Raw genomic sequence first — 12853 nt, 5'->3', positions numbered from 1 at the left:
GATCCACCCACAACGGTTCAGGCGGGCAATGCGTTGTCCTGAGCATTGTCTTCTGGCAATGTAAACCGGGTGTCAAGCAGGGCCAAGAGGCCAAACTCCTCCAGGATGGCGCGCAAACGCTGGGCCGCAGCCCGTTTACGCTGGCCGGTATAGCGGGCCAGAATGAGTTCGTTCTTCATGCTGTGCTCCCACCCGACCAGCTCGGTCACAGTGACCTGGTAACCATGCGCCTCCAGGTACAGACAGCGCAACACATTGGTGATCTGGCTGCCCATCTCGCGCGTGTGCAGCGGGTGGCGCCACAGCTCGGCCAGTGGCGTGCGGGTGAGCGACAGCGCCTTGCTCTGGCTCAGATGCCGCGCCACTTCGGCCTGGCAGCAAGGCACCAGCACAAAGGCGCGCGCCTTCTTTTGCAGGCCAAACGCAATCGCATCATCGGTGGCCGTGTCACAGGCATGCAGGGCCGTTACCACGTCGATCTGGTCAGGCAAGGCTTCGGACTGGGTGGACTCGGCCACGCTGACATTGAGAAACGACATGCGACCAAAGCCCAGCTGCTGGGCCAGCGCGCGTGACTTGTCGACCAGCTCGGTGCGCGTCTCGATGCCATACAGATGGCCGGCAGGCAGGTTCTTGAAAAATAGGTCGTAGAGGATGAAGCCCAGGTAGGACTTGCCAGCGCCATGGTCGGCCAGCGTGAGCGAGCGCCCCTCTGCCGTGGGGAGCTCCAGCATTAGTTTCTCAATGAACTGGTACAGGTGGTAGACCTGCTTGAGCTTGCGGCGCGAATCCTGGTTGAGCTTGCCCTCACGCGTGAGGATGTGGAGCTCCTTGAGCAGCTCCACCGACTGGCCGGGGCGCACCTCATCGGCCAGGGGATGCGCGGCGGCGTTGTGCGCAGCGGCGGCCTTGGGCGGGCGCTTCGCAGGGTTGGGGCGGGAGGTCATGGAATGGCTTTCTCAGTGTGCGCCGGGCGGCGTGCGCAAGCCCAGGGCGGTCCAGCCGGCGTGGCCCAGGTCTTCCAGCGTCTGCATGTTTTTCTCGAAGATCGCTTCGGCCTCGGGGAAGGCTTGTACGGCCCGGTCCAGGCTCTCTTCGCGCAGCAAATGCAGGATAGGGTATGGCGCGCGGTTGGTGTAGTTGGTGATGTCGTCCGGCTCGGTGCCGGCAAACTGGAACAGGGGGTGGAAGCTGGCGATCTGCAGCGTTCCCACCAGTTTCATCCGGCGCAGCAGGGCATCTGCCGCGGCCAGAAAGTCATTGAAGTCCAGAAAATCCGGGTGCAGCGCGGGTGCGATCAGCAGAGTCGTGTCGCGCTGCTCGGGGTCAGCCGCGTGCAGGGCCAGCAGCTCGGCCTCCAGCTGGTCCAGCACGGTTTGCGCGTCACTGCTGCTGCACACCATGTAGTGGATCTGGCCCTTGACATGCACGGCCTTGGCAAACGGGCAGAGGTTCAGGCCAATGACGGCGCGCTCCAGCCACTGCTGCGTGGCGACAATCACGGTTTGCGGTGTTTCCAGATCAGCCATGCCCTACTCCACCAACAAACGCTGCCCAGTCAGGCGCTCGTGCTCACGCAGTGCGAAGCGGTCTGTCATGCCGGCGATGTAGTCGGCAATGGTGCGGTGGAAGGCACTGGCGTCGCCCGCGGCCTGCTGCGCCGCCAGCGCATGGGCTCCGGCGCCGCCTTGCATGTGGGCCGGTGTCTGGCTGTAGGCGTCAAAAAGCTCGCGCACCACCTGCTTGGCCGCGTCCATGGTCTGCATTACCTGGGGATGGCGGTACAGCTGGCGAAACAGAAACGACTTCAGCACCTTGGACTGCGCCCGCATGTCGGGGCTGAAGCGCACCAGTGCTTCGCTGGCGCGCACGTCCTGCACGCTTTGCGGTTTGTGTTCATCGATGGCTGCCTGCGTGGCCGCCATCACGTCATACACCTGATCACTGAGCATGAGGCGGATGGATTCGTACAACAGGCGGCGCGACTGTCCGGCCTCGGTCAATGCCGGGTGCTGGCGCAGCGCCGACTCGCAATAGCCGTTGAACAGTGGCACCTCGCGCATCTGCGCCAAGGTGAGCAGGCCCGAGCGCACGCCATCGTCAATGTCGTGCGCGTTGTAGGCAATCTCATCCGCCACGTTGCACAACTGCGCCTCCAGGCTGGGCTGGGCGTGGTTCAGAAAGCGCCGCCCTACCCCGCCTGCACCGTCGGCAAACGCGGGCTCCTGCGCCTCCAGCAGTTCGGCGTTGGTGCGCGAGCAGTGTTTGAGAATGCCCTCGCGCGATTCAAAGCTCAGGTTCAGACCGTCAAACTGCGGGTAGCGCTCTTCCAGATGGTCCACCACGCGCAGGCTTTGCAGGTTGTGCTCGAATCCGCCAAACGGCGCCATGCAGTCGTGCAGCGCATCCTGCCCCGCGTGGCCAAACGGCGTGTGGCCCAGGTCGTGGGCCAGTGCAACGGTTTCCACCAAATCCTCGCTCAGGCCCAGCGTGCGGGCTATGGAGCGGCCCAGCTGCGCCACCTCCAGCGAATGCGTCAGCCGCGTGCGAAACAGATCGCCCTCGTGGTTGATGAACACCTGGGTTTTATAAACCAGGCGGCGAAACGCGGTGGAGTGCACGATGCGGTCGCGGTCGCGCTGGAACGCGGTGCGCGTGGGCGCCTGGGGTTCCGCAAAACGCCGGCCGCGCGACTGGGCCGGGTCACAGGCGTAGGGCTGAAGGTTCATGACAAAATCAGGCCCTAGCCCCGATAAACATTGCGCCAGCAGCTATCACAACCATAGCAGTCAACCTGCGCAACAGGCGTCAATCACCTCACGCACCAGCGCGTCGGGCGCGCCACGCACCGATGCGCGCGCGGGGCCGTCGATCACCACAAAGCGGATGTCGCCCGCCTCGGACTTCTTGTCCAGGCGCATCAGCTCCAGGTAGCGGCCCGCGTTGTCCTTGGCGTCCAGCTGCGGCCCCACGATGGGTAGGCCCGCCTTCTGGATCAGGCGTGTCAAGCGCTCCACAAAGGCGGCGCCCACCGAGCCCAGCTTGTGCGACAAGTGCGCCGCCATCACCATGCCGCAGCCCACGGCCTCGCCGTGGAGCCATTCGCCATAGCCCAGGCCCGCTTCGATGGCGTGGCCAAAGGTGTGGCCAAAATTCAGGATGGCCCGCAGGCCGGCTTCGCGCTCGTCTTGCCCCACCACCCAGGCCTTGATTTCGCAGCTGCGCCGCACCGCGTGGGCCAGTGCCACAGGGTCGCGGGCCAGCAGGGCATCCAGGTTGGCCTCAATCCAGTCGAGGAAGGCCATGTCGGCAATCGGCCCGTACTTGATGACTTCGGCCAGGCCCGCGCTCAGCTCGCGCGGCGGCAAGGTCTTGAGCGTATCCAGGTCGCACACCACCAGCTGCGGCTGGTAGAACGCGCCAATCATGTTCTTACCCAGGGGGTGGTTGATGCCGGTCTTGCCGCCCACCGAAGAATCCACCTGGGACAGCAGCGTGGTCGGCACCTGCACAAACGGCACACCGCGCATATAGCTGGCCGCGGCAAACCCGGTCATGTCGCCCACCACACCGCCGCCCAGAGCGAACAGGATGGTCTTGCGGTCACAGCCTTCGGACAGCAGCGCGTCAAAAATCTGGTTCAGGGTTTGCCAGGTCTTGAATGCTTCGCCATCCGGCAAGGTGACGAGCTGAACATTGGCATAGCGCGGGTTCAGTGCAGCAAGCAGAGCCTCGGCATAGAGGGGCGCCACCGTGGTGTTGGAGACCACCACCGCATGGCTGGCCTTGGGCAAGGACACATACACATCAGCTGTCCCAAGCAAGCCGGTGCCTACCTGGATGGGGTAGCTGCGCTCAGCAAGGGCAATATCTACGGTGTGAAAATTCGGAGATGTCATACCCCCGAGTTTAGAGGCTCAGAACTCGGGCGATATTTCGGGCACCCGTTAAGGAACCAACCCAACTGCCTCAGCACGCGGGCAAAAGCCCGGAAAGCTCGAGTTGCATCACCACCATATTGACCAGAGTCGCAACGGACGGTCTGCCGGTTTCCAGCGTGAAATGGGCAGTTTCGCGGTACAAAGGGTCGCGAATGGAGAAAAGCTCACGCATCCGCGACAAAGGGTCGGCCACTTGAAGCAACGGACGGCTTACATCGTGGCGCAACCTGCGAAACAACTCTTCCGGCGTGGACTTGAGATACACCACGTGGCATCGCCCATGCAAATGCAAACGATTCCCCTCCCTGAGCACTGCGCCACCGCCCGTGGACAGCACGCAGGATGGATCTTGCGTCAAGGTGTCAATCACTTCTTCCTCGATATCGCGGAAGCGCGCCTCCCCTTCACGATCGAAGAACTCTCGGATGGAGCATCCAAGCCGCGCCTCAATCGCTTGGTCAGAGTCCACAAAAGGAATCCGCAACCGACGCGCCAATTGTCGCCCTACTGTGGTTTTGCCCGAGCCTGGCAAACCCACAAAACTGATGCGCAACTCCGAATTCAAACCATCCATCCAACCCGGATCAACGACCGATGGCTTTGTCTGCCAATGTCTTGGGCGTGATGAACACCAGCATTTCGCGCTTAGTCGACGAGCGTGCACGATTGCGGAACAAAACACCCAGTCCTGGCAAGTCACCAAAGAACGGAACTTTCGTTTCACTTTCCGTTTGGTCTTCGGTAAAGATACCGCCGATCACCACCGTTCCGCCGTTCTCCACCAAGACTTGGGTCTGAATGTGCTTGGTGTCAATCGCAAAACCTGCAGGAGTGGATTGGCCCACCGTGTCTTTGGTGATATCCAGAGCCAAAATGATGTTGCCCTCTGGGGTGATTTGCGGGGTAACTTCCAGCTTCAGGTTTGCCTTGCGGAAAGCAATCGACGTAGCGCCACTTGAGGATGCCACTTGGTATGGCAACTCTGTACCTTGTTCAATCAAGGCTTTGATCTGATCAGCAGTGACCACCCGTGGGCTGGAAACCACTTTCCCTTTGCCATCTGCTTCCAGAGCAGAGATTTCCAAATTCAGAAATCTGTCCGCGGAAGCTCCAAAAATTGACAATGCAATTTGGCCTGGCGTACTTGAACCCAGTGCGCCCGTAGAGGGCAAGTTAACGAAATTTCCGGATGTTGTGGCGGCGGATCCCACTACATAGCTCGATCCAATAGCTACACCGGGTTGGTCCCCTGATGCAGCAGCCGTCCCGCCCCCGCCCAATTTAACACCAAGTGATTTTCCGAAGCTGTCAGAAGCCTCAACGATGCGTGCTTCAATCAAAACTTGTCGTACAGCGATATCAATTTTTGCAATCAGTTGCTGCACCTGTTCCAATTTGCTCGGAATATCCGTAACAAACAACTGATTGGTTCGGTTCTCGTAAATCACACTGCCGCGACTACTCAAAATACGACTGGGCGTAATACCTGCACCTGGTCCCGATCCTGCGGCAACAAGACCTGCCGCAATGTCAGAAGCCTTGCCATAGTTAATCTGGAAAGACTGCGTACGCAGCGGCTCCAAATTCTGGACGGCTACCACGGTTTCCAAGTCCAGTTTTTCTTTGGCGCTGATTTCGTCCTTGGGTGCAACCCAAAGCACGTTGCCACTTTTGCGCATGCCCAAGCCCTTGGCCTGCAAAATAATATCCAATGCCTGATCCCAAGGTACGTCTTGCAAGCGCAAGGTTACTGAACCTGAAACCGAATCAGACGTTACGATATTGAAGTTGGTGAAATCTGCAATTACTTGCAATAAAGAACGAACTTCAATATTTTGAAAATTCAAAGATAGTTTTTGCCCGTTGTATCCAGTGCCCGGCGTCAATTTCTTCGGATCGACTTTGATTTCTTTGACTTCGATAACAAATTGCTCATCACTTTGATAAGCGCTGTGCTCCCACTGACCCTGAGGCTCGATCACCATCCGCACACGGTCACCAGACTGGCTTGATGTCACTGTCTTCACCGGAGTTCCAAAGTCACTCACGTCTAGGCGACGACGCAAGCCCTCAGGCAATGTTGACTTCATAAATTCAACGACCAAGGTCTGCCCTTGCTGCCGAATATCTACACCCACTTGGTTATTGGGTAGGCTGACGACGATCCTGCCAGCACCGTCAGCGGCACGGCGGAAGTCCAAATCCTTGATGGGTGCTGTATCCCGGTTGCGGTTCTCCGCAAACACTGCCACTGGCGCCGCATTGACAGTCACTGCAGTCTCCAATGAAACCAGTAACGATTTACCTTGTATTTCTGCTTTATAGGCTGCTGGCGTCTTGAGATTTAAGACCACACGAGTGCGCTCGCCCGCTTGAACCACGCTCACAGACCGCAAATTGCCTTGATTGATTTCAATAGTGGATCTGCCCATGGCGTTCGCAACACCGGGAAAATCAAGAGCAATGCGAGCCGGCGACTGAATTGCAAACCCGGTGGGCAGGTTCAAAAGGGGCTGCGACAAATCAATGCGCACAACTTCGACCCCGCTCTGGACAGAACCAGTAACCGATTCGATAGAAGTCTGCGCGTACGCAAACCCACAAATCCCCAAAAGCAACGCCGTCCACAAACTTCTGAACATTCGAAATCCCTGCAACAAATTCTGGTTCATCATTTCGACCTCTCTTGCAACTCTAGTGTTGCAGCGCGCTCAATCCATTCACCCGCGGCGTCCTGCACGATTTCACGCAACGTCACCGTGGTCTCGCTGATCTTGGTGACTCGCCCATAGTTCTGCCCCAGATAATTGCCAACCTTTACTTGGTAGAGCAAGTTATCGACTTTGATCAACGCTATCGGCTGGGCATCCTTCACAATACTGCCAACAAGAGCGGCAGAGTCCAAAGGAAAGGCCTCCAATGGCTCCTTACGCCTCGCCAATTCCGGCGCGATAAGCGCTCCATTTGCCACAGTCTGCGCTGAATCTCGTTTCAGAGCCTGAGTCAGCTTTTGATTGCTGAAAGGTTCAATAGAGGCATTGCTTGCATAGGCCTCTGGCACAAACTGCTTTGGCGCTGGTAACGCCGCAACTTTTGGCCTCGTCTGATTCCGCTCATCAACCATCCATTGACGAATCTCATCCTCACTGGAAGAACCACATCCTCCCAGTACAAACAAAACCGCAGCCGAGCCCAGTATGCGAAAAAATATCATTTTTTTGCCCCACTGGCCTTACGCTGCGCGGCCACTTCGTTGGAGTCTAGGTAGCGGAAAGTTTTTGCGGTGGAATCTAAAATCAATATGCCATCTGCACGAGGCGCAATAGCCAAGTTATTTAAAGTAACGATGCGCGATAGATTGGCAATGTCCGACGCAAAAGCACCCATATCATGGTACCGACCTGTAACTTTTATAGTTATTGGTAATTCAGCGTAGTACTCTTTCACCGCAATCTGACCTGGGCGAAATAGATCAAACTGCAAACTACGACCAAGACCGGCCTGATTGATGTCTGACAGCAATGCATCCATTTCAGCCTTGCTAGGAAGCTGTTTTTCAAGCTGTGTCACATACTGCTGAACTTGCTCACGCTGTTTTTTTAATACATCCAAATTGACGGCCTTGGTTAATTTTTTCTTGTAATCTTCTCGCAACTGCGTTTCTTTTTCCCGTTCCTGCTGTAAAACCTCTTCAGAGCCACTAAGCCACGCAAACCACAAAGCCACCACAATAATCGAGCTAGTGAAAAAGAAAAGAACGTACTTGGGTATCGACGGCCACAGCGAAGGGTCTTTGGGATCCAGATCCCGAAACTGGCTCAACAAATTTTCTTGCCATGCAGCGAAATCAATGGACTTGATGGAACTAGTTGCCATGGTTGAAATTTCTATTTTTTAGCATCTGGTTTGGCTGACACTGGAGCATCTGCGCCGGGAGCAGAAGCCGCAGCGAGTACTTTTGCAGCCTCACTCGATCGAACCAACCGAACTTTGATCACAAAATTGGCAACCCGCTTCTGTTCTTTGCCCACTGACACCGATCCAGAGACAATCTCGATCAACTCTGGCTTGGCAAACCACGGTGTGTTGTTGGCCAAATTTCGGAGCAAATCCGACACCCGCTCATTCGATTGAGCAACACCATTCAAAGTTACAGACTGATCCACTTGAGTCATTCTGTTGATATAGACGCCATCAGGCAGTTGATTCACCAACTCTGTCAACAAATGCACTGGCAAGTTGCGATCAGACTGCAAGTCCTCTACCGCTTGCTGGCGAGCTCTCAGCGCAGCGATTTCCGATTCCAGCGTGGCGATATCCTTGATTTGACCTTCCAGTTTTTTAATCTCGGTTTCAAGAATCAAGTTATTTGACTGTTGAGAGGCAATCGCAGCTTGATACCAAAGGAAAATAGACCCAGCAATCACCCCCCCAAAAAGCGCAAAAGCACCCAGTGAAACGTTAAAGGCATCTCGACGTTTTTTCCGCGCCGCTTCGCGATGAGGCAGTAAGTTAATCAAAATCATTGCGAAAACCTCCGCAACGCCAAGCCGCAGGAGGTCAGATAGGAGGGCGCCTCACGCGTCATGCGCTTCAAACGCACTCCATCACCGATTTCCATGCCGTCGAATGGATTGAGCAGGCTACAAGGGAAAGTTGTGTGCTGCGTCACCACCGTAGTCAAACCAGGCAAGGCGGCCGAGCCGCCAGCCAGCATGATGTAGTCCACCTTGTTGTGGGGGGTGCTTGTGAAAAAGAACTGCAAGGCACGTCCCAATTCTTGCACCATAGTGTCAATAAACGGCCTGAGCACTGCAGACTCATAATCTTCCGGCAATTCACCGCTGCGCTTCTTGCTTTCAGCCTCTTCTTGCGAAAAGCCATATTGACGAACGATGAGTTGCGTCAGCTGGGCGCCACCAAAAGCTTGGTCCCGGTCATACAAGACCTCTTCATCGCGCAGGACTTGCATGCTGGTGGTCAAAGCACCAATTTCGAAAAGGGCCACGATGAGACCTGCGCCCTTGCTGGGCAGGTTTTCAATCAAACGGCCCGCCGCCAAACGTGACGCGTACGACTCCACATCCACAATGACGGGCACCAATCCTGCGGCTTCCGCAAGCCCCTGGACATCCTGCACCTTCTCTCGGCGGGAAGCCGCAATCAACACTTCGATATCACCTGCGGAAGCAGCGCTCGGGCCGATCACGCAAAAATCCAAACTCACTTCGTCGAGGGGAAAGGGAATGTATTGGTTGGCCTCTGACTCCACCTGGGCTTCCAGATCTAAATCCGTCATGCCACCAGGCAGAATGATCTTTTTGGTAATCACCGCAGACGGTGGCAATGCCATGGCGACGTTCTTCGTCTTGGTGCCGCTTTTCTTCACCAAACGGCGCACAGCATCAGCGACCTCATCGAACTTTTCGATGTTGCCATCAGAGATCCATCCGCGCTCCAAAGGCTCGATGGCGCAACGTTCCAGCACCAAGTTCCCCGCTTTGTCACGGCCCAGCTCCACCAGTTTGACGCTGGACGAACTAATGTCCAACCCCAACATGGGAGCTGGCTGTCGACTGAATAACGACCCCAATGAGATCAAAACGGTCCCCTGAAACGGCCCGGCAAACGGCCAGACAAACTTAAGAAATCACTTGAATGCTATCAGTAAGATCCTTGTCCCGCAAAGGTTTTTCAGGAATTTGATTTACCGGAACGTTGCCAAAAGCAGACGTTTCCTGCTCCTTTTTACATAGCGGTCGCCGAGAATACGCAAGACCTTAGCTTCCGGCACACTTCGGGCTGCTTGTCACGCACTGCCCTCCTGGCCCCTGTCCTCAAGGGCATTTTTATAATGCCCACGCGAACTTACCGAATGTTTTATGTCCACATCCAGTCCTTCTGAAGAAAAAAGCAGCCCACCCAAAGCACTACGAAAGGCCATGCACTGGTCGGTGCGCATTCTTCTCTGGATAGTGGGCTTGGGCTTTGCGGGCCTGGCCTCGGTGCTGATCTTGGTTGCGTTGGCTCTCTCCATGGCATTTCCCAATCTGCCGGACATTTCCGACTTGTCCGACTACCGCCCCAAACTGCCCTTGCGTGTCTTCTCAGCCGACGGGGACCTGATCGGTGAGTTTGGGGAGGAACGGCGCAACCTGACGCCCATCAAGGAAATTCCCAAAGTCATGACCGATGCCATCTTGGCCGTGGAAGACGCCCGCTTTTACCAGCATGGAGGCGTCGACTATTTGGGCGTCGTTCGAGCCGGTCTGGCCAATGTGGGCCGAGTCAAAAGCCAGGGCGCCTCGACCATCACCATGCAGGTGGCGCGCAACGTGTACCTCTCGTCCGAAAAGACGTTTACCCGAAAGATCTACGAAATCCTGCTGACCTTCAAGCTGGAGCATGCACTGACCAAAGACCAGATTCTGGAAATCTATATGAACCAGATTTTTCTGGGGAACCGGGCCTACGGCTTTGCGGCGGCGTCCGAAACCTACTTTGGCAAGCCACTGAAGGGCATCACCATTGCCGAGGCCGCCATGCTTGCCGGACTGCCCAAAGCGCCGTCAGCTTACAACCCCATCAGCAACCCCAAGCGCGCAAAAATCCGACAGCAATACATCATTGATCGCATGCTGGAGAACGGCTTCATCAACGACCAGGAAGCCGAAGCAGCCAAAAAGCAGGAACTGAAGATCAAGACCGGACCGGCCGCCAACCAAGTGCATGCGGAATACGTAGCCGAAATGGTGCGCCAACTGATGTTCGCCCAATACGGGGAAGAGACATACACCCGCGGCCTGAATGTGCAAACCACGCTACGCACGGAACAGCAAGTCGCGGCCTATAAAGCCCTGCGCCGGGGCATCATGGACTTCGAACGGAGACAGGTCTACCGTGGGCCCGAGAAGTTCATCAACCTCCCCAACAACGCCCAGGAAGCGGAAGACGCCATTGACGAGGCGCTGGACGAACACCCCGACAACGGTGACGTGATGTCCGCCGTAGTGCTCGAAGCCGACACCAAACACATCAAGGCCATCCGGCAGAACGCCGAGCTGGTCGAAATCACTGGCGATGGCCTGAAGCCCGCCCAGTCTGGCCTGTCTGAGAAAGCGCAGCCGAATATCAAGATACGCCGCGGCGCCATCATTCGCGTGGCCAAGACCGTGAAAGGCACATGGGAAATCACCCAGTTGCCGGAAGTCGAGGGCGCCTTTGTCGCGATAGACCCGCGGGATGGTTCCATCAAGGCCTTGGTCGGTGGCTTTGACTTTGCCAAGAACAAGTTCAACCATGTGATCCAGGCATGGCGCCAGCCGGGGTCCAGTTTCAAGCCCTTTATCTATTCCGCTGCGCTGGAAAAAGGCTTTACACCAGCCACCGTGATTAACGATGCGCCCTTGTTCTTTGACGCAGGGGTCACCGGTGGACAACCATGGGAACCCAAGAACTACGACGGCACCTTTGAGGGTCCCATGACCATGCGTCGCGGCTTGGCCAAATCCAAGAACATGATTTCGATCCGCATCCTGCAAAGTATTGGTACCCAATATGCGCAAGACTGGATCACCAAGTTCGGTTTTGATGCAGAAAAGCACCCGCCCTACCTGACCATGGCGCTGGGGGCCGGCAATGTCACCCCCATCCAGATGGCCACGGGCTACTCGGTGTTTGCCAATGGCGGCTATCGCGTCAATCCTTGGCTGGTGTCCAAGGTGAGCGAACAGCGCGGCAAAGTATTGGTGGAGTCCACCCCGCCGGTATTGGAGGACTCAGCGCGTGCGATCGATGCACGCAATGCATTCATGATGTCCAGCTTGCTGCAGGAAGTCACCCGCTCAGGCACTGCAGCCCGTGCACAAGCCACCCTCAAGCGACCGGATCTCTATGGAAAGACCGGTACCACTAATGACTCCATGGACGCTTGGTTTGCCGGCTACCAGCCCACACTCACGGCGGTCACCTGGATTGGCTACGACACGCCGCGCAAACTGGGCGACCGGGAGACTGGCGGCGGGCTGAGCCTGCCGGTCTGGATCAGTTTCATGGAAACAGCGCTCAAAGGCGTACCAGTGATGGAGCCTGTTGCACCTGAGGGCGTGGTGCACTTGGGCAACGAATGGTTTTACGAGGAATACGCCAAGGGCGCTGGTATCTCCAGCCTGGGTCTGGGGGAGAAACCCGAGGAGGCTGCTCCAGACGCTGCACCGGCAGCAGCCGACGAGAAGAAAAAGATCATGGACCTTTTCAAGAACTGATCAGGCACTGAACGCCAATGCCAAACCGCTCTGCGCGCTGGCATTGGAGGTCAACGCCGCAAAGAACTCGCCCTGACCTTTGGTGTCCTGCCATTGCCCGTCTACCCAGCGGTAGTGGTAGCCACCAGACTTGGCAGCCATCCACACCTCGTGCAGCGGCTTTTGCAGATTGATGATGATCTGGCTGCGATTGGCGAAGGTCAACGTGATCATGCCGCCGACCCTCTGGTTGTCCACATCGGCATCGGAATCGTCGTTGATGCGGTCGCAGCACATCTCCACCGCCTTGAGCAAAGTTTCTGCGCGGTCCATGAATTCCGAGTCGGTCATTACAGTTTCTTAATGTTGTTCCAGCGCTTGACCATGCGGTCTTTGCACGCGGAATCGCGCTCTGATTCAAGCGCTGCGATCACCATCCAGTCCTTCGAGTCCTCGCCCAGTTCTTCGGCGAGTGCGCCTGCAATTGCCGGACTTAGATTGCCGCGGGTTTTTGCGGTGTGAATAGCGCTCCTGGATAGTTTTAGCTTGTCCGTCCAGAACGGCGCAGGGTGCTGCTTAAGGGCCGCTTCTAACAAATTCATTGTTGTTTGCATATTGGTATTGCCTACGTGTTGTATTCATGCCTACAAGGTGTATCCATCATAAATT

Annotated in this window: 13 protein-coding genes; 1 reads left to right on the top strand and 12 read right to left on the bottom strand. The window is 56.6% G+C overall.

The window, feature by feature from the left end; genetic code table 11:
* Positions 1-17: 17 nt before the first annotated feature.
* The 10 genes from AC07OE_RS00430 to AC07OE_RS00385 form a co-directional block, all read right to left on the bottom strand.
* Positions 18-947 carry a class I SAM-dependent methyltransferase gene (locus AC07OE_RS00430; RefSeq protein WP_495068593.1) on the bottom strand — a complete coding sequence of 310 codons (930 nt, stop codon included), beginning with the start codon at positions 945-947 and terminating at the stop codon, positions 18-20.
* Between the two features lie 12 nt (positions 948-959).
* Positions 960-1529, bottom strand: a complete 570-nt coding sequence (locus AC07OE_RS00425; protein WP_495068592.1) for a DUF1415 domain-containing protein — start codon at positions 1527-1529, stop codon at positions 960-962.
* A gap of 3 nt (positions 1530-1532) precedes the next feature.
* A complete protein-coding gene (locus tag AC07OE_RS00420; protein ID WP_495068591.1) occupies positions 1533-2729 on the bottom strand; it encodes a deoxyguanosinetriphosphate triphosphohydrolase in 1197 nt (398 codons plus the stop codon).
* A 60-nt stretch (positions 2730-2789) separates the two neighbouring features.
* Positions 2790-3899, bottom strand: a complete 1110-nt coding sequence (aroB, locus tag AC07OE_RS00415) for a 3-dehydroquinate synthase (protein WP_495068590.1) — start codon at positions 3897-3899, stop codon at positions 2790-2792.
* A 70-nt stretch (positions 3900-3969) separates the two neighbouring features.
* Positions 3970-4494: a shikimate kinase gene (locus AC07OE_RS00410; protein ID WP_495069120.1), complete on the bottom strand. Its 525-nt coding sequence runs from the start codon at positions 4492-4494 to the stop codon at positions 3970-3972.
* 31 nt (positions 4495-4525) lie between these two features.
* Positions 4526-6613, bottom strand: a complete 2088-nt coding sequence (locus AC07OE_RS00405) for a type IV pilus secretin PilQ (protein WP_495068589.1) — start codon at positions 6611-6613, stop codon at positions 4526-4528.
* On the bottom strand, positions 6613-7155 hold the full coding sequence (locus AC07OE_RS00400; RefSeq protein ID WP_495068588.1) for a pilus assembly protein PilP: 543 nt from the start codon (positions 7153-7155) through the stop codon (positions 6613-6615). Before AC07OE_RS00400 ends, AC07OE_RS00405 begins: the two co-directional genes overlap by 1 nt.
* A complete protein-coding gene (locus AC07OE_RS00395) occupies positions 7152-7817 on the bottom strand; it encodes a type IV pilus inner membrane component PilO (RefSeq protein ID WP_495068587.1) in 666 nt (221 codons plus the stop codon). The genes AC07OE_RS00400 and AC07OE_RS00395 overlap by 4 nt, the downstream gene beginning before the upstream one ends.
* A gap of 11 nt (positions 7818-7828) precedes the next feature.
* Positions 7829-8467 carry a PilN domain-containing protein gene (locus AC07OE_RS00390; protein WP_495068586.1) on the bottom strand — a complete coding sequence of 213 codons (639 nt, stop codon included), beginning with the start codon at positions 8465-8467 and terminating at the stop codon, positions 7829-7831.
* Positions 8464-9543: a pilus assembly protein PilM gene (locus AC07OE_RS00385; RefSeq protein ID WP_495068585.1), complete on the bottom strand. Its 1080-nt coding sequence runs from the start codon at positions 9541-9543 to the stop codon at positions 8464-8466. The genes AC07OE_RS00390 and AC07OE_RS00385 overlap by 4 nt, the downstream gene beginning before the upstream one ends.
* Positions 9544-9883: 340 nt before the next feature.
* Here AC07OE_RS00385 and AC07OE_RS00380 point away from each other — a divergent pair, with 340 nt between their 5' ends.
* A complete protein-coding gene (locus AC07OE_RS00380; protein ID WP_495068584.1) occupies positions 9884-12205 on the top strand; it encodes a penicillin-binding protein 1A in 2322 nt (773 codons plus the stop codon).
* On the opposite strand, the gene cyaY is transcribed toward AC07OE_RS00380, so the two are convergent.
* Together cyaY and AC07OE_RS00370 are read right to left on the bottom strand one after the other, a co-directional pair.
* Positions 12206-12535 (bottom strand): iron donor protein CyaY, encoded by a 330-nt coding sequence (gene cyaY / locus AC07OE_RS00375; protein ID WP_495068583.1) that lies wholly within the window; start codon positions 12533-12535, stop codon positions 12206-12208.
* A complete protein-coding gene (locus AC07OE_RS00370) occupies positions 12535-12798 on the bottom strand; it encodes a hypothetical protein (RefSeq protein WP_495068582.1) in 264 nt (87 codons plus the stop codon). The genes cyaY and AC07OE_RS00370 overlap by 1 nt, the downstream gene beginning before the upstream one ends.
* Positions 12799-12853 lie beyond the last annotated feature (55 nt).

This window comes from Rhodoferax sp. GW821-FHT09E07, from assembly GCF_059416145.1.
This window is presented reverse-complemented; position numbering and strand designations above follow the sequence as displayed.

What these genes read in the sequence shown, in the direction of transcription:
- AC07OE_RS00430 (WP_495068593.1), bottom strand. Translation starts at nt 947, where the DNA reads ATGACCTCCCGCCCCAACCCTGCGAAGCGCCCGCCCAAGGCCGCCGCT.
- AC07OE_RS00425 (WP_495068592.1), bottom strand. Translation starts at nt 1,529, where the DNA reads ATGGCTGATCTGGAAACACCGCAAACCGTGATTGTCGCCACGCAGCAG.
- AC07OE_RS00420 (WP_495068591.1), bottom strand. Translation starts at nt 2,729, where the DNA reads ATGAACCTTCAGCCCTACGCCTGTGACCCGGCCCAGTCGCGCGGCCGG.
- aroB (WP_495068590.1), bottom strand. Translation starts at nt 3,899, where the DNA reads ATGACATCTCCGAATTTTCACACCGTAGATATTGCCCTTGCTGAGCGC.
- AC07OE_RS00405 (WP_495068589.1), bottom strand. Translation starts at nt 6,613, where the DNA reads ATGAACCAGAATTTGTTGCAGGGATTTCGAATGTTCAGAAGTTTGTGG.
- AC07OE_RS00400 (WP_495068588.1), bottom strand. Translation starts at nt 7,155, where the DNA reads ATGATATTTTTTCGCATACTGGGCTCGGCTGCGGTTTTGTTTGTACTG.
- AC07OE_RS00395 (WP_495068587.1), bottom strand. Translation starts at nt 7,817, where the DNA reads ATGGCAACTAGTTCCATCAAGTCCATTGATTTCGCTGCATGGCAAGAA.
- AC07OE_RS00390 (WP_495068586.1), bottom strand. Translation starts at nt 8,467, where the DNA reads ATGATTTTGATTAACTTACTGCCTCATCGCGAAGCGGCGCGGAAAAAA.
- AC07OE_RS00380 (WP_495068584.1), top strand. Translation starts at nt 9,884, where the DNA reads ATGCACTGGTCGGTGCGCATTCTTCTCTGGATAGTGGGCTTGGGCTTT.
- cyaY (WP_495068583.1), bottom strand. Translation starts at nt 12,535, where the DNA reads ATGACCGACTCGGAATTCATGGACCGCGCAGAAACTTTGCTCAAGGCG.
- AC07OE_RS00370 (WP_495068582.1), bottom strand. Translation starts at nt 12,798, where the DNA reads ATGCAAACAACAATGAATTTGTTAGAAGCGGCCCTTAAGCAGCACCCT.